The organism is Methanosarcina vacuolata Z-761, assembly GCF_000969905.1.
Classification (GTDB): domain Archaea; phylum Halobacteriota; class Methanosarcinia; order Methanosarcinales; family Methanosarcinaceae; genus Methanosarcina; species Methanosarcina vacuolata.
In genome coordinates this window covers 707,219-728,314 of sequence record NZ_CP009520.1, presented here as the reverse complement: position 1 = coordinate 728,314, position 21,096 = coordinate 707,219, and the positions used below count along the sequence as shown (strand labels likewise).

The 21,096-nt window shown below is 41.0% G+C and carries 15 protein-coding genes and 1 pseudogene; 7 read left to right on the top strand and 9 right to left on the bottom strand.

Annotated features, from left to right (window positions below):
• Positions 1-241: 241 nt before the first annotated feature.
• The 3 genes from MSVAZ_RS03160 to MSVAZ_RS19975 all read left to right on the top strand — a co-directional run bounded on the left by MSVAZ_RS03160 (position 242) and on the right by MSVAZ_RS19975 (position 1,458).
• Entirely contained in the window at positions 242-598 is a 357-nt protein-coding gene (locus MSVAZ_RS03160) for a hypothetical protein (protein ID WP_232316200.1), read from the top strand.
• 474 nt (positions 599-1,072) lie between these two features.
• A complete protein-coding gene (locus MSVAZ_RS03155; protein ID WP_048117950.1) occupies positions 1,073-1,276 on the top strand; it encodes a hypothetical protein in 204 nt (67 codons plus the stop codon).
• Positions 1,273-1,458: a hypothetical protein gene (locus MSVAZ_RS19975; RefSeq protein WP_048153613.1), complete on the top strand. Its 186-nt coding sequence runs from the start codon at positions 1,273-1,275 to the stop codon at positions 1,456-1,458. Before MSVAZ_RS03155 ends, MSVAZ_RS19975 begins: the two co-directional genes overlap by 4 nt.
• Before the next feature lie 129 nt (positions 1,459-1,587).
• On the opposite strand, the gene MSVAZ_RS03150 is transcribed toward MSVAZ_RS19975, so the two are convergent.
• The 7 genes and pseudogenes from MSVAZ_RS03150 to MSVAZ_RS03120 form a co-directional block, all read right to left on the bottom strand.
• The gene (locus tag MSVAZ_RS03150; protein WP_197078815.1) at positions 1,588-2,124 is read right to left on the bottom strand and encodes a hypothetical protein; all 537 of its coding nucleotides are present in this window, start codon (positions 2,122-2,124) and stop codon (positions 1,588-1,590) included.
• Between the two features lie 181 nt (positions 2,125-2,305).
• Positions 2,306-4,603 carry a DUF3160 domain-containing protein gene (locus tag MSVAZ_RS03145; protein ID WP_048123614.1) on the bottom strand — a complete coding sequence of 766 codons (2,298 nt, stop codon included), beginning with the start codon at positions 4,601-4,603 and terminating at the stop codon, positions 2,306-2,308.
• Positions 4,604-5,271: 668 nt separating this feature from the next.
• Positions 5,272-6,369 (bottom strand): chorismate synthase, encoded by a 1,098-nt coding sequence (aroC, locus tag MSVAZ_RS03140; RefSeq protein WP_048117947.1) that lies wholly within the window; start codon positions 6,367-6,369, stop codon positions 5,272-5,274.
• A gap of 5 nt (positions 6,370-6,374) precedes the next feature.
• Positions 6,375-7,280, bottom strand: a pseudogene (locus MSVAZ_RS03135) (cation diffusion facilitator family transporter).
• 382 nt (positions 7,281-7,662) lie between these two features.
• Entirely contained in the window at positions 7,663-10,410 is a 2,748-nt protein-coding gene (locus MSVAZ_RS18670; protein ID WP_198146784.1) for a histidine kinase dimerization/phosphoacceptor domain -containing protein, read from the bottom strand.
• Between the two features lie 512 nt (positions 10,411-10,922).
• Complete coding sequence (locus tag MSVAZ_RS03125) at positions 10,923-11,651, bottom strand: GAF domain-containing protein (protein WP_048117944.1); 729 nt, start codon at positions 11,649-11,651, stop codon at positions 10,923-10,925.
• A gap of 1,124 nt (positions 11,652-12,775) precedes the next feature.
• Positions 12,776-13,321 (bottom strand): cupin domain-containing protein, encoded by a 546-nt coding sequence (locus tag MSVAZ_RS03120; RefSeq protein WP_232316199.1) that lies wholly within the window; start codon positions 13,319-13,321, stop codon positions 12,776-12,778.
• 488 nt (positions 13,322-13,809) lie between these two features.
• Here MSVAZ_RS03120 and MSVAZ_RS21480 point away from each other — a divergent pair, with 488 nt between their 5' ends.
• From MSVAZ_RS21480 to MSVAZ_RS03110, 4 genes are read left to right on the top strand one after another with little or no spacing between them, the layout of a single operon-like run.
• The gene (locus tag MSVAZ_RS21480; protein ID WP_269746807.1) at positions 13,810-13,938 is read left to right on the top strand and encodes a hypothetical protein; all 129 of its coding nucleotides are present in this window, start codon (positions 13,810-13,812) and stop codon (positions 13,936-13,938) included.
• A 49-nt stretch (positions 13,939-13,987) separates the two neighbouring features.
• Positions 13,988-16,186 carry a ferrous iron transport protein B gene (gene feoB, locus MSVAZ_RS03115; protein WP_048117941.1) on the top strand — a complete coding sequence of 733 codons (2,199 nt, stop codon included), beginning with the start codon at positions 13,988-13,990 and terminating at the stop codon, positions 16,184-16,186.
• The gene (locus tag MSVAZ_RS20715; protein WP_198146783.1) at positions 16,183-16,350 is read left to right on the top strand and encodes a toprim domain-containing protein; all 168 of its coding nucleotides are present in this window, start codon (positions 16,183-16,185) and stop codon (positions 16,348-16,350) included. Before feoB ends, MSVAZ_RS20715 begins: the two co-directional genes overlap by 4 nt.
• The gene (locus MSVAZ_RS03110; protein WP_048117933.1) at positions 16,344-16,595 is read left to right on the top strand and encodes a FeoA family protein; all 252 of its coding nucleotides are present in this window, start codon (positions 16,344-16,346) and stop codon (positions 16,593-16,595) included. Before MSVAZ_RS20715 ends, MSVAZ_RS03110 begins: the two co-directional genes overlap by 7 nt.
• Before the next feature lie 158 nt (positions 16,596-16,753).
• Here the strand turns inward: MSVAZ_RS03110 and MSVAZ_RS03105 are convergent, their stop codons facing one another.
• Both MSVAZ_RS03105 and MSVAZ_RS03100 read right to left on the bottom strand, forming a co-directional pair.
• On the bottom strand, positions 16,754-17,704 hold the full coding sequence (locus tag MSVAZ_RS03105; RefSeq protein WP_048117930.1) for an SWIM zinc finger family protein: 951 nt from the start codon (positions 17,702-17,704) through the stop codon (positions 16,754-16,756).
• A gap of 1 nt (position 17,705) precedes the next feature.
• A complete protein-coding gene (locus tag MSVAZ_RS03100) occupies positions 17,706-21,017 on the bottom strand; it encodes a DEAD/DEAH box helicase (RefSeq protein WP_048117927.1) in 3,312 nt (1,103 codons plus the stop codon).
• Positions 21,018-21,096: the final 79 nt, after the last annotated feature.

Below are 21,096 nucleotides of genomic sequence, written 5' to 3'. Positions count from 1 at the left end.
TTTTTGTATATTATATCTTAAATATTATATTAACACTGTATACATTTAGTATATAAAGCATGAAAGCGCTTTATGCAATTATTATGGAATAATTAATATTATAAATGATGAATATTATTAGAATTCATAAATCATAGTTTAAATTCATAATTTAGCGTTTCTACAAATTTGAAACTCTTACATATCCAATCTAAAAAAGATTTCACAAATCAAAGTCACTTAAAAAAAAGAAGCGAAGATTTTGGATACTCAAAAAATGAAGGATCTCATCAGGAAATTTAATGTCTGCATTGAAAGGAATAAAGACTATCAGGCTTATTCAGACTTTAAAGAAGGAGTTAATAAAGGCCTGGATATAGCTAAATACACTTTCGAGGATAATCTGGAAAAACTTTCTCTTTCTGACCTGGACGACAATCCGGCTGAAAAGATAAGAGGCCTGGAGAATAACTTTAACCAGCTCTTAGACGGCATCACCCTGTCAAAAAAGCCGAATATCTCGGAGCAGCGCCTGGATGGAGTGTATACCGGATTTGAAAAATCTAAAAAAATATTTAAAGAATTCATAACCGAATCATTTCCCCTGGAAAACACATAAAAAACCTTATGACTATAATTAAGTTTAAGAGCTCTATATCTTTGAGGAAATTAAAGGTTCTATTTTTATTTTATTGAACTTAAAATCTCTACTTCTTTATTCTTGAGCCTTAAACCTTTATTTTTATTGAGCTGAGTAGACTCAGTTCCATAATCTAGTGATTTTTCACTTTTTCCCTGCTCAAAATTACAGTTTTCTCTATATACTACCCAACAAAACTGGAAAAGTCATTGAGAAACACTTATTAGCATGAAAGTACGGAACAAAACTGGATTCCGATGCTCTTTTTAATTTTCGGTTCCTTATTCAAATTTAAGCCTTCTATGTCAATTTACTGATTAGTTTAGCAATGGTTTGAAAAACCATAGTTAGGACAACCTTACTACTAAGGTAATGACGAAATCGATAGTCAAAAAAGGGTGAGGTGAAAAGCACTTTCATTTCTTTGTGCCTGTAATTCGAAGAATTTCATGTATGTTTAAAAACAAAATATTCAGTGACGACGAAATGCGTCGAAAACTGGATTGTGTTTTCTCACTTAGTGGATATAAAACTACTAGGAAGAAGGTTCCTGAAATCTGTGCAATTGCAGCATATCATCAAAGTATAGAAGTTCCGCTGCATAACAATTCAGGGAAACTGGCGGCGAGAGATCAAAGAGAAGAAAATGGGATGTGAGCCTTCAAACCATAACAGAGGAAGAAACAAAAGCAAATGACACATTTATGACGATTGTTCAGACAGCAAAGAAACTGGGTGTAAACGCATATCGGTACATATGTGATAGAGTCGACAACATATTCGAGATTCCATCTTTATCTCAACTAATCAGAGAAAAAAGCTCGTTGAGTGGAAGGTGAGAGATTTCCACTCAATTTGAAGAGGATACAACAATTTATGTTTAATTGCTGTCAGTATTTTCAAGGAGAAAAAAGTACCTTGAGACTTTATAGATGTTTTTTCCTGAAAACCACGATTCAGAATACACCTTAAGGTTCATCTTCCGAAACTTCTGTAATTGTAGTTTCTGTAGTCCATTCAGGCAATTCATCCACCTTTTCAATCGATTTCACGGTCTCATTTGGCGTGTCAATAGTTATCATATAAAATTCTCCACCGGTCATTTGTGAATAAGTGGATATTACGGTCCCGTTTAGGAAATCAGCTTCTTTACAGAGCTTTTCCTCGGAAACATCCGGTCCAAGGTTTTTTAATGTACCGTTTTGCAGCTCAACAGTTACTTCGTGAATATACCAGCCGTTAATCTGGATATATGCTACAGATTCCCCTGTTTCATTGAAGATGGAACCTGTGCCTGAATAGTTTCCTTTTGTTAAGTTTTGAAAATCGCTATCATTTTCATATATTCTCTGCATTGTTACTGCGGGGTCTAATCTGTCCATTTCTCCACTGTTGCCAGTATCATTCATACCCAGGGACAAATCGCCGGATTCATAGAGGGATAAAAGAAAAATTGCCGAGAATAAACCGATAATTATCAGCGAAAACCATTTATTTCCATCCAAGATTATTCCTCTTTGACATTTGCCTTTAACATTCTGTACCTTACTTTTCGAGTTTTAGAAATCTGGCACATTACCGATTTTTTCTGAACTACGCAGGTGCGCCCTTAAAACAAAAAACGGAAAAGATAAGCTATCCAGAATGGCATCTTTTACACGTAACATCTTTTACACGCAGCATATTTTACATCTTAAAAGACTTTGCCCACTTCGGCCTTTCGGGAGGATTATTTTCTAGCATATCTCTCCATTCTTCATCTGTCAACCTCTGTCCTGAGGGCTGCCAAAACTCATAATAGCTCATTACAGGTCCTGCTCCAAGCACAATCCTGCCATCGGGCTGTTTATAGGCCACTACTATCAGATTCAGTTTACCGGTTCCTTCTTCCAGAACTCCAGCAGGAGAAGTATAGACATCTGCAACCAGAATGGAGTTCTGGGACTTTATATCTACATTCTCAAGCATTGGAGATATGCTTTGATCGAAATTCCTGATGAACTCATACTCTTCTTCTGTCAGCTCTTTATTTTCGAGCTCTTTAATCGAGATTTCCAGCAACTTTTCAAGGGTGTTTTCTAGAGTTGTAAAGTCTTTATCCGACTGCTCATCAAGAACTTCCATTTCAGCCAGCCCGGTATGTGCCATTTTTGTAAGGGCAAGCATTCTGGCATAAAATTCGGGAACTGGCTCCACATAGCCCTGAACAGGTTTTTCTTCTGGTGGCACCTGGGGAGGACCTAGAAAGTACTCCTGCTTTGCATAGAGGATAGTATCGTGCCTGAGCTCGGTCCAGGAAGAAAGGGCCGTGTTAAGCTGTTTATCTTCCCAGGCTTCAGTCTGCATGAAGGTGGGATAACCCTCAGGATAGCTTACAAGAAGAGGCTTTAAAGCGTACAGTTGAGCCCAGTAAAGATTTTTATTCCAGTCCTCTTCATCAAACGCTCCAAATTCATTTTCAAGAGAAGTGTGAGCTTTCTCGTATCCTTCATTTTCGGAAATATTCAAGCTTTTCAGGTGTTCTCCGGCCCTTTCGGAACCGAGGAGATCCATAATGTTCAGGGCAGGAGGATGGAGCTTCTGGAGGACATAGGAATCTGGAGTGTAGCGCTGGCCCATGAATCTGAATCCTTTTGTAGTCTCAAGAGTTTCATTTTCAGTTTCAGAGCCTGTCTGAATTATTCCCCCTGTTCCACCGTAGATTTTTGGGCTTTCATATTTTTCAAGTTCAGTTTTCAGTGCTGTAAGACTTTCGTTGTCGAAACTTACTCCTTTTCTATCATTCCCAAAAACAGTATCCAGAACTTTTGCATACTCATAGGGACCGAGGTCGTCGGAAAAACCGGCATAGAACGCCGTCACGCTGTAGATTCTGTTCCATCTAGCTTGAATGTCTTTGTCCCTGCCAAAATGGTCCGAAATTAAAAGAGCCTGAATGGTCTGAATTTTCGCGTCATTTTCAGAACTTTCTGCAGCAATCGCGTCTGACTGAAGGAACATACTTATTCTACCGTGCCACATCATGGCTTTAAAGTAGTTCTTCAGTTTCTCTGAGTTTGTGTAGTGTCCCCGTGGCATGTACTGAGAGTAATCTTCACTATACTTGAAGATCGGAGAAGACGCAAATCCTTCGTGAGCTTCTATCAGGTTCAGTTCGGCTTCAACGTCATCTTTTACAAAAGAAGGAACTTCTACACTGTAGTCATTTACGTCCCTAGAATTGAAGGGCGTAGTTTCCACTGCAACGTTTGCATTTTCAGTTGTCTGTTCAGATTTTGGTTCAAGAAGGCTTAAAGCAACGGCAAAGTATGCAACATTTCTTCTTGCAGCTTCTTTTTCTGCTCCTGACGCGCTGTCATAATCTTCTATGGATTCTTTAAGGAGAGCTTTGTCAAGTTTCCACAGGTCGTCGTAAAATTCCTCAGTTTCTACCCTTTTTAGCGTCTCATCAAACTGGATGTGGTAAAGGTGAAGAAGAGAATCGGATGTAATGAAAATAGGAATATCGGCCACTTTCAGATCTTTGTATGTTTCATTTACAAGAGTCTGCCCTACTGTAAGTGGGTATTCAGAAGTTCCATTTTCAATTACAATAAAACCATTTTTGCATACTAAATCCCTGTTTTCGTCCGTCAGGGGAATATTTTGGGTGAACTGATAATAATTTGCAATCTCGGAATCCTGCAGAGGTAAAGAATAAGTGGGAACTGTAGCCTCGAACTGCAGATTTTCTTTATTGTAATATTTGGAAAAGGAGCTTTGCCCCTCAAGTTTAAGGGTATTACTGGTCTTTTCAGAAGAGTTCTCTATAAAAACGTCTTCTTCGGTGGAATTAAATGAACTAGTCTGATTGTCTGTTTCGTCCTCAAAGTTTGTTTCATTAACTGAACTTGTTTCATTAACTGGCTCACTGCTGCTGCCAATGCAACCTGATCCAGATATCAGTGATACTATAAGCAAGCAAATAATTATCAATGTCCTCATTTTCAACTAAGATCCCCTCGAAACTGCAAAAATAAACAAAAATTCAATAACTAACAATTTAAAATGAATAAATTGAACTCTATAATTTAAGTTAAGCGCGTACTTTATAAGTTTTTCTAACCAAATCTTCAAACTTATTTATTTCATACCGTCTTCAAATTATAACCATTCCTTGATCTTTGATTACTAGAGACTTTACACAGAATGCTTATATGACGATACAGACCGTAGCTATTTTATGTGATAGAAATTGCAGCCTCACAATTTTATGGTCTTTTACACGGCAGTTCTACCAATATGAAAAAGTTGGAATTTAGTTCAGATATTTTTAGGACTCAGGTTTGGAAAAGACAGGAAAATTCAACAAAAGAATTTGAGGTATAGAAAGTTGAAAAGAATTAGAGATGGAAAAAGTTGAAAAGAATTAGAGATGGAAAAAGTTGAAAAGAACTTGCGATGGAAAAAGTTGAAAGAAGATTTTCGAAGGAGAATGCTCATTGTCAGAGTGAACTTTAAAGTGAAGAGTCACAAAAAACATGGGGAAATGTAAAGATCCCTTATTATGTTGGAAACTATTCTGAGAATCTCTGACAATTTGGCATCAGTTGGATGGCATCAGCTAAAATGGACATTTTAGTGGATCTGGATACAGTTCCATTGCATCCTCTTTATTCCAGCAGAGTTCTCGGATTAATAAAGCCGCTCCTGAGCATATGGTCTGCAAGCACAAGAGCGATCATGGCTTCAGCAACCGGAACCATTCGCGGAGGAATTGTGGGATCATGCCGGCCCTTTATTGCAATTTCAGTATTTTCCAGGGTTTTGAGGTCAACTGTCTGCTGAACTTTTCCTATGGACGGAGTTGGCTTTACTGCTGCCCTGCAGACAATGTCCAGTCCGGTTGAAATTCCTCCTAGAATCCCGCCTGCGTTATTGCTCGAAGTGGTTATTTTTCCCTCCTCTATTCGGAAAGGATCATTCATTTCACTTCCGCGCAGGCGGGCAGCTTCAAATCCGGCTCCGATTTCAAAGCCCTTGACGGCAGGAATACTCATTAGAGCTTTTGCAAGGTCCGCATCCAGTCTGTCAAAGACAGGCTCTCCAAGGCCGGCAGGCACACCTCTTATAATAAGCTCGACAATGCCTCCGATACTGTCTCCTTCCTGACGAAGGGCCGCAACTTTCTCAAGCATTTTTCCTGCAGCTTCAAGATCGGCACAGCGCACAGGAGTTTTTTCTACATTTTCAAGAATTTCTTCAAAAGACAGAGGCTTTGCGCGGATAGCTCCAAGTTCAAGCACATGTCCAGCAATTTGTATTCCGAACCTGGAAAGCAGGAGTTTTGCAAGGGCTCCACCTGCGACTCTGCCTATTGTTTCCCGGGCTGAAGACCTGCCGCCCCCGCGGTGGTCCCTGATTCCGTAGCGTGCCATATAGGTAAAATCGGCATGTCCGGGCCTGGGAGTGTCTTTAATGGCATCATAAGCCGAAGACCTGGCATCTGAGTTCCAGACAAGCATAGAAACAGGCGTGCCTGTACTCATCCCTTCAAAAATTCCCGAAAGGATTTCAACCCTGTCAGCCTCGTGCCTCGGAGTTGAAACCTCACTCTGTCCCGGACGCCTCCTGTCCAGTTCTTTCTGAATATCAGCCTCGGAGAAAGGAAGCCCTGCAGGCAGTCCGTCTACCACAACACCTACAGCCCTGCCGTGGGATTCGCCCCATGTAGTAATTCGAAACATCTGCCCGAAAACGTTTCCAGCCATGCATCTTAACTGGTTTTTTTGCTATTTGATCCTTGGGGTCGCTGAGAGGAGGGTTCAAGATGTACAACCACATCAGAGACATCTTTGTATTCACTCTTCAGCTTTTTGCTGACTTTATGAGCGATAAGGTGTGCATCTTCAAGTGGTATATCCGACTGGACAAGCAGATGCATATCAATCTTGATATCTCCCATGCTCCCACGAGTCCGGATTTTATGGCATCCCTTTACGCCTTCAACTGTCATAACCAGGTTGCAAATTTCTTCCTCTTCAATTCTGGAACCTTCTTTAATAATCCTGTACCCGGCCCTGAAAATAATAAAAGCAATTACTATGGCTATTAAAGGGTCCATGAGAGGGAAAACGAGCACTACGGCAGCAAGACTTACTACAACCGAGAGAGAGACATAAATGTCACTTTTTGTGTGCATGGAGTCTGCTATAAGTACCTGGCTTCTGAGAGATTCGCCCTGGTTATATTCGTATCGTGTTACCAGATAGTTAATACACATCGTCCCGAGAATTATGAGAAAACTTATAGCTGTGACCTCTGGCACGCTCGGGGCAAGGAAACGGTTGAGAGCGCTTTGCAAAATTTCAATGCCTACAAAGATCAAAAGTAAAGCGATAAAAATAGAGGCTACAGTTTCATACTTTCGATGTCCTTAAGGATGCTCGACATCAGGCGGGCGGTCTCCAATAAAACTTCCAGCCAGTCCTACAATATTGGATAGACCATCAAAAAGGGAGTGATAGCCGTCCGCAGTCATACTCAATGTGCTGGTCAATGTCCCGTAAATGATTTTAGCAAACGCAACTCCAAGGTTCAGAAATAGTACATAGATAAGGACTTGCTGTACTTTTTTGAATCTCTGTAACGTTGATCTGACCCCCCTACATCGAATGTTCAAAACCGAAAAACAGACGGCGCATAATAAACAATTAAGAAAACGTACATGATATTCTTTGAATGACATGCACAACTAAATGAAAGTACTGTTCACTTTATCTTTTTTTGACTTTAATTCTTTAACTTAGGCAGTAAGGTTGTCCCAATTTTGGTTTTTCAAAACCGTCAGAAAACTAATCAGTGAATTGCCATCGAAGTCTCAAGTGTGACTTTGATCACGGACACTAAATTGGCCTTTTAGGCAATTCCGCTGCCCAAATAAATTAGGTGATCAAATAAATTAGGTGATAGGTGATATTATTGATATGCGGTCTTGAATTGGAAACCATCTTATCCATAATTATCCACAGGGAATGGCGAAGAGCAAACTTGTTTGTCGCTACTTAAGTGTTTTTTTCTAATACCTTGAACTTTACAGTAAACTCAGTACCTTTGTTCCTTTTTAATTTAAGCTCTCCGTCTAACTGATTTACTAAAATGTTTATTAATTGCATGCCAAGTGACTCGATACTTTCTAACTTCAGACCTTCAGGAATTCCGTTTCCATTATCTGAAACTACCAGACAGAACTCGGACTTGTTAATTCCATTAATTGTCTCTCCATGCCTGCGAAGTTGAATTCCAATTTCTCCTTCTTTCTTTCCAGTAAATGCATGTTTGAGAGAATTAGAAATTAGTTCATTGACAATAATGCCTAAAGGAACAGCAGTATCCATATCAAGAAATGTATTCTCTTCCAGATCCATATTCAAGCGGATATTTATGCTGCTAAGTCCATAAGTCATCAACAGGTTATCAGCTAACTTTGTAAGATATGCTGAAAAGTTCAGTTTTTCTGCCTGACCTCCTTTGTAGAGTTCTTCGTGAATTAGAGACATTGAAAGTACCCGGTTCTGACTTTCACTGAAAGCTTGCTTGACTTTCTTATCCTCAAACTTTTCGGCCTGGAGATCCAAAAGAGAAGAGATTACCTGCAAGTTATTTTTGATTCTGTGGTGAATCTCTTTTATGCGGACTTTTTCGAGTTTTACCAGAGCTTCTTCTGTTTTTTTACGTTCAGTTATATCCTGAACTATTCCTCTAACTCTAATAGGAGTGTTTTTTTCATTGAAAATTACTTGTCCTTGTGCATAGAGTATGCGTTCTTCTCCATTAGCTGAGATAACTCTAAAATCAATTTCAAAAGATTTCCCGTAAAAAGCTTCTTTAAAAGCATTATTCACAGATTCTCTATCCTCTGGAAAAACAAGATTAAAAAATGCATTATAAGTCTCATATGAATCATAAGTCTCATCGAATTTTAGAGAGTCAAGTCCGAAAATATTGTATATTTCATCTGACCAGTAGAATTCATCAGTCACCAGATTCCAGTCCCAATTTCCGAGATGGGCTATTTTTTGAGCTTCACTTAACCTCATTTTATTTTCAAGTAATGAGTTATAAGCTTCTTCAAGTTCAACTGTACGCTCTTTTATTTTTTCTTCTAAAGTATCATTTACTTTTTTTAATGCTTCTTCAGCTCTTTTGCGCTCGGTAATGTCAACTGCAATACAGATGACTCCAACGATGGTTCCTGTAGCATCGCGCAATGACTCAGTGGTCATCTCATGGAATAAATCTCCGCCAGCGGAAACAGGCCTATGGATAACCACTTCATCACATCTGCTAACACCACTAGCCAAAACCTGCTTTTTGATGGAGACAAATATCTCGGCGTCATCTAATTGATATACATCATAATCATTCTTACCCAGAAGATCTTCGAGTTTAAAACCAAGCGAAGGATTATAAGCCCAAGTATATCTCAGATCACGGTCTTGACTGGAAATAACAACAGAAGATCCCTGCAAAGCAATACGGAAACACTCTTCGGACTTACGTAACATTTCTTCTATTTGTGCTCTCTCTATAATCTCTGCCGCCTGCTGAGCTAGCAGGTCAATTAGCTGAAGGTCATGGTCCTGTGGTTTATGTGGTTTTTTATAATGCGTTGAGAACATGCCGAGTAATCTTCCTGATCGGCTCACAATTGGTGTAGATTGTACCGCTCGTATTCCAGCTTTAAGCTGGATTTCCAGAGCAGGAGTACCTACAAAAATTGGGCTTTGTTCAACATCCTCGACAATTACCCTCCCTTTAGATCCAAGCGCCGTACCACAAGTTCCACTTCCCACAGATACACTGTTCCAGAAGTCCAGCCACCATTTAGGAAATCCACGAGAGGCTACAATCTTAAGTTCAGAAGATTCAGAGTCCAGTAATTGGATATTGCCAAAGTCAGCATCAGAAATTGCAATTGCAGCATCGACTATTTCGACAAGAACAGGTTCAAGATTACCTTCTCGAACAAACAGTGTACCGATCTTATGCAGCCTGGTCATGGCATTAAGGTCGGACAGTAGATATTTTTTGTGATTATTCAATGCTTTCTCTGACCTGGCCTGCTCTATCAGGTCAGCTGCCTGCCGCGCTAGCAAGTCAAGCCTCCAGAGATCATGCTCGTTTGGAGAATAAGGAAAATCCCATTGAGTCGTAAGGATACCAAGAAGCTTACCCGTCCGGCTTAACATCGGTGTGGACTGAATCGCTCGTACTCCGGCCTCACGCATCACAGTCAGGGAAGGTGTCCCGGCAAATATAGAACTTGTTTCAACATCCTCAATAACAATACGCTCTCCATTTTGCATCACCTTTCCACAAACTGAAGCCATGTTCTCAGCAGATGCAAAATAGTCCAAGAAAGGCTGTTCGTGACCATAATGGGCAACAATATGTAACGAATCATCCTCAAGGAGTTGCAAGGTACCCATTTTTGCTTCCACAATAGAGATTGCTGCGTCCATTATTTCTTTTAATAATGGTTGAATCCCTTCAGCTCCCAAAAGTTTTGTACTCAGCTCATGTATTTGAGTCAGTGCTTCCAGGTCGGCTTTTACCAGAAGATGTGCTTGCCTTATCTCCAGATCCAGTTTATCAATATCATGCTCAGGTTCTTCATTCTGCTTCAAATATGCTTTTAGGCTCTGTATTTTGTCTTTTAAGGCACGGTTTTCATCCACCAGTAGCTTATTCTCATCTAATAATGCTTGACATGTTATAGGCTCCCAGCCATCAGTATGTTTGGTAGTCATATTTTTATACTGACCTTTTAAGATTAATTCGATCTTGCTGATTAGGTTCTCTGAAATCATTTTTTACTTTAATATTTGATTAACATCCCCAATATTTTGTAGATCGGATGATAGTTTCTACTTTTTTTGACACTGTTTTTTGAGATATTTCGCTTGACAGATATTATATTAGTTTGACAGATATTATATTATAGGACTTACGCAGTTGAACTGAAGAATCAACAGCATTAGACAGCAAACTGTCTAAAACATTACTTTAATCCACAGTCTTTGTTGTAATTGATTTTGTTCCTCAAGTGCGTAAGTCCTAATATTAGTTATTTTGATAGCCTGCTCCCATGCTTGAGACGCTTATAGCGTTGTAGATTTATAAGGAAAGTTTTTTTTCAAACGTTATATACTCTTGCATCGGGACATATCAAGAGAATATAACGTTTGAAAATAGAGATAATCGAACAAAAATTGTATTTCTTCAGAGGTTTTATTCGCACTGTCAGTACTTGATGCTTTTTTTAGATACTTGCTCTTTCGATGATATCGGCTGCACTGAGAGCTAGAAGATCCAACATTTGAAGTGTATCTTTGTCTGGCTTATGTGGTTTTTTATATTGTGTTGAAAACATGCCAAGTGGTTTTCCTGACCGGCTCACAATTGGTGTAGATTGTACCGCTCGTATTCCAGCTTTAAGCTGGATTTCCAGAGCAGGAGTACCTACAAAAATTGGGCTTTGTTCAACATCCTCGACAATCACCCTCTCTTTGCGTCCAAGCGCCGTACCACAAGTTCCTTTTCCCACAGATACACTATTCCAGAAGTCCAGCCACCATTTAGGAAATCCACGAGAAGCTACAATCTTAAGTTCAGATGATTCAGGGTCCAATAATTGGATATTGCCAAAGTCAGCGCCAGAAATTGCAATTGCAGCATCGACTATTTCGACAAGAACAGGTTCAAGACTGCCTTCGCGAACGAATAAAATGCTGATTTTATACAGTCTAGTCATTGCATCGAGGTCAAAAATCAACTGTTTTTCGCGCTCACTATAGGTTGTCTCTACCTTTTTGTAATCCTGATCAATTTTACCTGTAGTCTGTTCAAGTCCTTCAGCCTGTGCCAGACATGCTCTTAGACGCTGTACCTCTTCCTTTAATGCATTGTTTTCATCTGCCAGTAATTTATTCTCATCCAATAGTGCCTGATACATTGTGGATTCTTGACTTGTAGTATATCTAGAGTTCATGCTTTCCACTCTCCATAAATAATATGTTTAATCCTCGAAATTTTGAGTTTTCTATATAATTTGTATTACAGGCTATCTAAAAACTCAATTCATTTATACAATGGATAACTGGATATTGTTTAGTTTAAATTAGAATCGGAAATTTTTCTGAAACTCCGGCGTATATTTACCTTTAAGTCGAATTTTGCATCCCACTTGTACAATCAAATTTAGTTTTTGAGGCTATCCGATGATCTTTATTTTTAATTATAGTTACCAGATATAAAAATAGGAAGCGGATTTTACATATTAGAAAATGAATTAAAATAAAAATATTAACTTAAATTAAAAAATATATATAGATAGATGAATAATTTTCATATTTATATTGGTAACTAGTAATAATCATTCTTTAATTATTAGATATATAGATAAGTTGTATTATTTAATACCTACTTTAGGCGACAAACATATTAACACATTAATATACTTATGAACTATTTTTAATGAGTGTGGTTGGAAAAAGAAAGGCTCTTCGTTGTCTTGTGTGGATATCCTCATAATATTCTCATAATATTCTCATAATATTCTCATAAAATCCAGCGCGTTCTTTAATTGAAAATAGTATTACATAGAGAATGACGAAGAACCAAAAGAAAAGATCAAAATTCGGATAGATGATTACAAAAAACACAGGCGATTATTATCCCAAATTGACAGGGATTCGGAATGTGCAGGAAAAGCTCTTTGTTTTGTATTTTTATTCATTTGATCGAATGAATAAACACAACGCGCACTTATTTTTATATAACTGTCAGACTCAGGCTGAAACGTAGAATATTAAAACACAGAATACTGAGATACAGAATACTGAGATACAGAATACTGAGATACAGAATACTGAGACACAGAATACTGAGACACAGAATACTGAGCCTATCTCAAAAATCAAAATTTGACTTTTGAATCTCTCGTACAAGCTCCCTAAAAAAAGATCAAAAACTTGGGATACAAAACCAATCACAGCCATCATTGCTGCTAACGAACGTTTTCGAGGAGATTCAGGCATTTATTTAAAAATATAAAAAAGAAAAGTGCTTTATGAATATAAAGCGTTTATTCCTACTTCTTAATGACCTTATCCCTTAGTTACATTCCGTAGTCACGCCATCAAATTCCTCTGGATTAGCTTCGGCTTCGGCCTTTGTGGCGCGTACAATGTCGTCCTTGTGAACAGGCGGTGAATAGATCGTATAGAATTTTAAAGAACCTGTTTTCAAAGTGTTGATGACATTGTGCTGGGCACCTGCCGGCACAACCACTGCAGATCCGCTACCGACTTCATATTCGTTACCGTTAATTATGCACTTTCCCTGTCCTTCCTCAAAGCGGAGAAACTGGTCGGTTTTCTCATGCACTTCCATTCCGATATCTTCCCCTGGTTTGAGGCTCATAATCGATAGTTGGTTATGCTTTGCAGTATAGAGTACCTTCCGGAAATAGTTATTTTCCAATGTGACATTTTCGATATTGGTAGAAAACCCTTTCATTTGATTTTTTGCCTTTTCTACTGTCTTGCATGTCTCCTTTCCCGCCATACTGGGAAGTTCTTTAGCGCTTACTGCCGCTACGGTAATTGATAGTAGAAAACAAACTGCCAGCAAAATGCCCAGTGTCTTTTTAAGACTCATTTGTTGACTCCCCCAACCTGTTTCAACTTAATCAATTTTGCAGTGTTTAGTTATTCAATTCACCCATGCTGGCAGAGATATTCATCATTAATAAATTGTCCAATGTATTTTGATGAGGATACTAACAGTAGTAAATTCTATCCTCATTTTATATCATGGAACTTGCCAGCAAAGGCGATTTCAAACACACGCAATAGAATAATTATATCCGAGGAATATAATATAAGCAGAAATATAAATATTAAATGAATAAAAATGCCGACTACAAATTGATTTTTTACATAGAACTTTCCCAAGAATATTCACAATGTTTATATTTTTCATTATTTCTTCTTCAAAGGACAGCTTTGTCATTGGTTTGCCAAGTTTGGAACGTGGACTCATGCATATTTAGATAACCGGGAAAAATCGAGTTTCTGATCCTGAAATATGTTCCCGAAAATCTTACTGAGTGAAACTGAAAATTGGTTTTTTGATAAGCTTGCAAATTGAAACTTGAATTAAAGATTCAGGCAAAAGGCTTTTTTGATTCAAAACTCTTTGAAACCCTGTTTTTAGACAATAAACTTGAGGTAATTTTGCCTTGTGCATTAGCCTTAAATATTAGGTTTGCCTAAATATGGACAAATTAAAAAATTAGGTCTGCCTAAATATAAGAGCAAAAATATGAAACTACCAGTTATCTGCCCTGAAAGAGAATGCTGTTGCGGAAAAACGAGATGCACACCAGGAAAAGGGCTTCCGAAAATCATACTTATAGGAAACCCTAACGTGGGAAAAAGCAGCCTTTTCAATGCCCTCTCCGGAAGTTATACACTGGTCTCCAATTATCCGGGGACCTCAGTTGAAATCACCCACGGAAAAGCAAGGATCGGAGATAGGGAATATGAAATCATAGACACGCCCGGGATGTACTCCCTGCTCCCTGTAAGTGAGGAAGAAAGGGTCTCTCAACTTCTGCTTTTTGAGGAAGAGGCTTCAGTTTACCTCCATGTAATAGATGCCCGAAACCTCAGGCGGATGCTTTCTTTCACCCTGCAGCTACTTGAAGCCGAGATTCCTCTTATTCTTGTCCTGAACATGATGGATGAGGCTGAAGAAAGAGGGATTGAAATCGATATATCTGAACTCAGCCATTACCTGGGAATCCCGGTTGTTGGAACGGTTTCAAGTGAAGGAAAAGGGGTAGAGGAACTTAAAGCTACAATTTCGGAGTTTACTCCTGGAAACAACATTCAAAAATTTAGGCAAAAACTTGACTATGGTACAGAAATTGAGCCATATATCGAAAAAGTTGAAGGTTTGCTTGACCCCGCAAAAAAAGCCGAAATCTCAACCGAAATCTCAACCGAAATCTCAACCGAAATCTCAGCCGGAATCTCAGCCGGAATCTCAAAAAGAGCGATCTCACTCCTGCTGCTGCAGGAAGATCGGACAGCCCTTGAATACCTGCAAAGGGCTGAAAAAACCCCAAATTGTGAGGGAAAAAGTCGCGGAAAACGCTCCGAAGAAATCCAGAAACTTGCAGAAGCTGCATCAAAGATATCTGAAGTCCCTCTTTCCTACCTGTTCACCCTGAAGCGCCAGGAACATGTAAACGAAATCGTAGAACAGGTAATGAAAACGCCTGAGAAAATCGAGAGAAAAAGTAGTGGGAAAACCGAAAAAAGAAGAGCAGAAGAAGATACTGGAATAAATAAAAGTAAAACACAGACTCGAAATCTCGGTTTTTCCGAGAAAATTGACAGTATTCTCATCCATCCTGTGCTTGGGATACCTGTGTTGTTTTTAATCCTGTACTTCGGGCTCTATCTGTTTGTAGGCGTATTTGCAGCAGGAACAGTTGTTGATTTTCTGGAAAATACGGTCTTTGGAGGATACATAAACCCCCTTGTAACTGCAAAGTTCACGTCGCTTGTACCCTATCCAGCTCTGCAAGACCTTTTTGTGGGAGAATACGGAATTTTTACCCAGGCCGTAACATATGCAATTGCCCTTATCCTTCCGATAGTGGGAGCCTTTTTCCTTGTGTTTTCCATCATAGAAGACACGGGTTATCTTCCAAGGCTGGGCCTGCTCCTGGATGGCATGTTCAAGAAAATAGGGCTCAGCGGAAGGGCAGTAATTCCAATGGTACTCGGGTTTGGCTGTTCTACAATGGCTACAATGGTCACCCGCACCCTTGAAACAAAAAGGGAAAGGCTCATTGCAAATATCCTGCTGGCTCTTGCAATCCCCTGCTCGGCACAGCTAGGCATTATTATTTCAGTCCTCTCGGGAAACCCTGAAAGCCTGCTTATCTGGGCTGTAGTAATAATACTGGAATTTATCCTGATAGGTTTCCTGGCTTCCAGAGTCCTGCCAGGAGAAGCCCCTACCTTCATACTTGAAATGCCCCCTCTCAGGAAACCGAAGCTTTCGAACATAATGGTTAAAACTTACTCCAGAATGCACTGGTATTTTCTGGAAGTTCTGCCCCTATTTGTACTGGCGAGTGTTCTGATCTGGATAGGCAGGCTAACAGGACTTTTTGCCCTTGCCCTGAAAATCATAGAATATCCAACAGTCTGGATAGGCCTGCCTCCTGATGCAGCTGATGTCTTCCTTTTCGGTTTCTTCAGGAGAGATTTTGGGGCAGCTGGACTTTATGGAATGCATGACTCAGGATTACTAACAGGTGTGCAGCTCGTAGTTGCAGCCATTACTCTTACCCTTTTCATGCCATGTATAGCTCAGTTCATGATGACGATAAAAGAAAGAGGTTTAAAAACAGCCCTTACAATTTCGGGTTTCATTTTCCCGTTTGCATTCCTTACAGGCTTCATTGTAAATAACCTGTTAAAACTGCTGGGGGTTAACCTGTGAAATGCCCACTCTGCGGAAACGAATTTGAGAAAGCTGATGAAACGAAATGCACCGGCTGCGGGAAACTTCATAGATGTAACAAACAGTGCTGCCCGAACTGCGGATATGAACTTGTACAGGAAGCAAAGATTATTCAGTCCATAAGGAAGTTTTTCAAATGGTAACTAAAAACTCACATTTTAATCTGAAAACTATAACTCTCTGCGCAATGGAACCCAGAAAAACCGGAAAAATTGACCACCTTGAAACGAAGAACCCGGGAATTCTACAGAAGTTAATAGCTATGGGTATCCTGCCTGGTATGCCTATTACCCTACTCAGAAGGTCACCTTCGTATCTTTTTGAGGTTGACCAGACCAGGTATGCTGTTGATAAGGAAATTGCGAATAATATTTACGTTAGCTATTGATTTGCCTCCAATGAAGAGACAATGAAGGTTGCATAGGAGAGAAGGTCTGCCAGATCACTAATTTTAAAAAATATACAAAAGTATTCATGAATGATTACTTATAAGAGTACTCAATTATGACCTCCAAAATTCATTTACGTTAATTCATTTACGTTAATTCATTTACGTTCTCCAAGGAAGATCATCATCCCTGAAGGTGAAACTTCTTTGTAAATACCCTCCAGTACTTCAAGCAAATCCTCTTCGCCCCGCCAGAAGGGGAATTTTCCAAGCCTTTTTGGAAGAACTGCTGCAGCCGGAGGGATATGAACCTCGAGGGATAGGCTTTTTCCTTCTTCTGGATTTTCAGGAAGCTTACCCCAGAAAGTTTCAGGATCAAGTGGCAGAGGCTCCGGAGAAAAAGGAGATATTCCTTCTTTATTTTTGGCTCCGGTTTCGGTTCCGATCTCAACATCCGGCTCTTCCAGGAATCTTCTGGCTTCTGCAACAAGGTTCTGGTTTTCCGGGCCCGAACCCTTTCCGAGAATGGACATAAAATCGTCCATATCTACTCCCCTTAGCTTAAAGATAAGGAAAGGGTCCCTATCAAATTCTTCCCCGAGCAGATAGTAGACGGCTGCAATATGCTTGCAGGGGTTTGACCAGTCAGGACAGGAACAGTCGGTTTCAAGGTCTTCGAGCTTTTCAGGGAAAAGGGAGAGACCTATTTCCTGGAATGCAGAGTCGATATCTTCCGGCATTTCTCCTGCGAGGAGCTTGGCTGCAAATATAGGCTTTAAGGTAAGCCTTTCTGCAAGACGTTCCCATTCGGAACCGTTCAGTGTACGGACTTTGATTGTTACCGAGTAGGGTTTGGGGCTTGAACCCTGGACTTTGGCTCTTACAAGACCTGTTTCTATTTTTATGGAAGTTACCTGACCTTTACGAGCATAAGTTTTTCCGCGGGTTAACCTCGCCCCAAGGTTAAAGCTTTCAAGGGTTTTGATCCAGCGTTTTGCCCACCAGCTCTGGACAAAGCTCCCACGTTTGGATTTTGCTTTGATTCCACCTTTGACCTCAATTGGCTTTGAGGGTTCATAATAACCATAGCCATCCCAGTAAGCTGCCATATTATTCACCTACCGCTTCTTCTCTAAGAGTGAAAATATCCTTTAATTCCTCATTGGAAAGTTCTGTCAGCCAGGATTCCCCTGTCCCGACAACGTTCTCTGCGACCTGCACTTTATGCTCAATAATCTCATCGATCTTTTCTTCAAGCGTACCCGCGCAGATGAACTTGTGCACCTCAACGTTTTTTGTTTGGCCTATACGGAATGCCCTGTCAGTTGCCTGATTTTCAACAGCCGGGTTCCACCAGCGGTCGAAATGGAATACATGGTTGGCCCCAGTAAGGTTAAGCCCCGTGCCTCCGGCTTTAAGAGAGAGGACAAAAATCGGGAGATACTCTTTTCCCTCCTGGAAACGCTCAAGCATCCGGTCCCGCTGCGTTCTGGGAACCCCGCCGTGCAGGAAAAGGACTTCACAGCCGAAGCTTGCCTGCAGGTGCTCTTTTAGTATTTTTCCCATTTCCGCAAACTGGGTGAAAACAAGGGCTTTTTCTCCGTTTTCCAGAACCACGTCCAGCATTTCGGTAATCCTTTCGAGTTTTCCTGACCGTCCTGGAATTCCGGAGTTGTCCTTCAAAAACTGTGCTGGATGGTTGCAGACCTGCTTGAGCCTGGAAAGGGCAGATAGAATTATTCCTTTTCTCTGGATTCCCTCTTCATCAGCTTCTTCAATTGCCTCTTCGATATCTTCGAGGACTGCCGCATAGAGTGAGGCCTGTTCTTTTGTCAGCGTACAATAGGTCTTCATCTCCATTTTTTCCGGCAGGTCAGAGATAATAGAACTGTCAGTCTTCAGGCGACGCAGGATGAAGGGACTTGTAATTTCTTTTAACCTTCTTGCAGCTTCCGGGTCTCTTTCGGCCTGAATGGGGATAAAGAAGTTCCGCTTGAAGCCGGCCTGACTGCCGAGGAAGCCGGGATTTAAAAACTCCATGATGGACCAGAGGTCGCCTACATTATTTTCAACCGGAGTCCCTGTAAGAGCTATGCGGTAATCGGCTTCCAGAGCCCTGGCAGCTTTTGCCTGTTTAGTTTCAGGGTTTTTGATATTCTGGGCTTCATCAAGTACCACTCCAGCCCAGGGAACACCTTTTAAGAACGTAGCATCCCTCTGCAAAAGCCCATAGCTTGAGATAACAATACTATGTTTCATAGCTTCTTTTTTGAATTCCTCTTCTTTTTTCCGGCTGGTGCCGTGGTGTACCATTACCGAAAGTTCAGGTGTAAAGCGAGCAGCCTCTTTTTTCCAGTTATTGATAACCGAAGTCGGACAGACCAGAAGGACCGGTTTTGTGGCTACAGGTTTTGCGGCGTTAGGAGCAGTAGAAACATTAGAAGCAGTAGAAGCGTTAGAAACGTTAGGAGCAGTAGGAGCAGTAGAAACGTTAGGGACGCTAATGAGTTTTGAATCTTCACGTCCGGCTGCCCCTTCTTCAACCTGTTCCAGGTCATACTGGATAAGAGCAAGCGTCTGGATGGTTTTTCCAAGCCCCATGTCGTCTGCAAGGCAGGCTCCTATGCCTAATTGCCTCAAAAAAGAGAGCCATGAGTAACCTCGGAATTGATAAGGCCGAAGAGTTCCTGAAAAACCATTGGGAGCCGGAAGTTCTTCAAATCCGGTTTTGTCCTTTAAGCGACTGATTAATTCTCCAATCCAGCCTTCTGCATTGATCCCTTCAAAATCCAGACCTTCGGCGTTTTCGGATACGCCCACAGCAAGCTTTAGAACCTCGCGCAGGTTTGCTTCTCCATGGGGGTTCTTCTTCCAGAACTCAAGAGCAGCCTTGATTTCAGCATCGTTTACCTCAACCCACTGCCCGCGAACCTTCACAAGTGGAGCTTTGAGTTTTGCAAGAGCCCGCAACTCTTTGGCTGTTAACACCCTGTCCCCAAGGGCAATTTCCCAGTCAAAGCTGACGATTTTGTCGAGGGTAAGCCCGTTTCCGGCCTGTAACTTCTTGCCCTTAACCTTTGCCTGGGCTTTTAAGTGAGTTTTTGTACCCTTGCGAGTCCACCAGCCAGGAAGAAGTATTCCAAACCCGGCCTGGCTTAAGTTCACTGCATTTTCAGTCAGGAAACGGTAAGCCTCTTTCGTATCAAGGGAATATCCGGCTGGGTTGGGAGCCTCAAGGCTGGAAGCGATTCCTGCATTAATACCGGCAGCCTGCCCGAGGGAAGATAACAGAAATTGACGAATGTTTTTCACATCATATTTTTTCAACGGGCTGCCCTTTTTTGGCTTCCAGGCTTCTTTTACAGGGATCAGAAGGCTTGGGTCCTCGTAAGACTGAAGCAGGTAGCGGACGTACCACAGCCCTTTGGGAATTTCGATATCAGCTATCTCTTCCCGGCTTCTTTTGTTTTCTGTGATTTTTTCGAGTTCTGTGGTTTCTTCGATTTCTTCGTCCTCAACTGGTTCTTCCAGCCGAAAACAGAACCTGAAAGGTGAAGTAGTAAGTATTGTGAGGGGACGCTGCCATTCACGGGCCCGAGCCTCAAGCTGAATAAGTTCGGTATCATCTCCAGAGATCAGCCCGTCCGGGCTTTTCAGGGCAGAAACCCAGGCATCATGGATACTATCAAAGGACTTTCTTTTGCGCGTCTCTTTTACAAACCCTTCTCCTATTTCGGATCGGACTATCCAGTCAAGAGAGGCTTCAATAAACTGCCTTGCCACTAAAGTTGCAGGCATTTCAGGCGGCACGGCAGAGGATTCAGGAGCAAGAGCCCTGGAAGCAGGAGGCATTTGCTTTGCCAGCTTTGCCAGCTCTTCTGCATTTTCTCCGGAAAATACGGGTTCCCAGAAAGCCCTGTACTCTCCTTCTTCTTCCCTGACTCCAGGCAGGTATTTCTGTCCTGCGACCAGCGAACCTGCAAATTTAAGGGCGTCTGCCCACCAGAGTAGGTCACTTCCTGAAATGATGCCAGGGGCTAAAACTCGTTTTCCCATGCAGGCGCAGAGAAGAACAAGAGTTTCTTCAGCTTCCAGAGAGTATGCATTAACCGTCCAGGGAGCCAGGGAAAGTTCGGCTTTCGAATCCGGAATTTCAGCAATCAGAGAGCTGGAAGGAATAGGATTCCCGCCTATAGTCGGCATCCAGACGTTGATTTTCTTGCCCTCTTTTCGGTCAGGACTACCCAGCAATAGCTCAAGAGCAGAAAACAGGTTTTCAAAACTCGAATCATAAGGATAAGGCTTTGCCGTCAGATTTTTAGGTTTTCTCCCCCGCCGGGCACCCTGAATTTCGTTTTCAGCCGGGCTTTCACCCCATAAGAAGAACTGTTTTCCAATTCTGCCTGCATGAAGAATTATCATGGATATTGTATATTAGCAAAGAAATATAAAAAGGAATCGGAATGAGCTGCGTGAAAACTCCATTTGTTCTTCGGCATAT

Bases quoted from the DNA above. Each gene is read 5' to 3' on its own strand.
- MSVAZ_RS03155 (WP_048117950.1), top strand. From the start codon at position 1,073: ATGTTTAAAAACAAAATATTCAGTGACGACGAAATGCGTCGAAAACTG.
- MSVAZ_RS03145 (WP_048123614.1), bottom strand. From the start codon at position 4,603: ATGAGGACATTGATAATTATTTGCTTGCTTATAGTATCACTGATATCT.
- aroC (WP_048117947.1), bottom strand. From the start codon at position 6,369: ATGGCTGGAAACGTTTTCGGGCAGATGTTTCGAATTACTACATGGGGC.
- MSVAZ_RS18670 (WP_198146784.1), bottom strand. From the start codon at position 10,410: ATGACTACCAAACATACTGATGGCTGGGAGCCTATAACATGTCAAGCA.
- MSVAZ_RS03125 (WP_048117944.1), bottom strand. From the start codon at position 11,651: ATGAACTCTAGATATACTACAAGTCAAGAATCCACAATGTATCAGGCA.
- MSVAZ_RS03120 (WP_232316199.1), bottom strand. From the start codon at position 13,321: ATGAGTCTTAAAAAGACACTGGGCATTTTGCTGGCAGTTTGTTTTCTA.
- feoB (WP_048117941.1), top strand. From the start codon at position 13,988: ATGAAACTACCAGTTATCTGCCCTGAAAGAGAATGCTGTTGCGGAAAA.
- MSVAZ_RS03110 (WP_048117933.1), top strand. From the start codon at position 16,344: ATGGTAACTAAAAACTCACATTTTAATCTGAAAACTATAACTCTCTGC.
- MSVAZ_RS03105 (WP_048117930.1), bottom strand. From the start codon at position 17,704: ATGGCAGCTTACTGGGATGGCTATGGTTATTATGAACCCTCAAAGCCA.
- MSVAZ_RS03100 (WP_048117927.1), bottom strand. From the start codon at position 21,017: ATGATAATTCTTCATGCAGGCAGAATTGGAAAACAGTTCTTCTTATGG.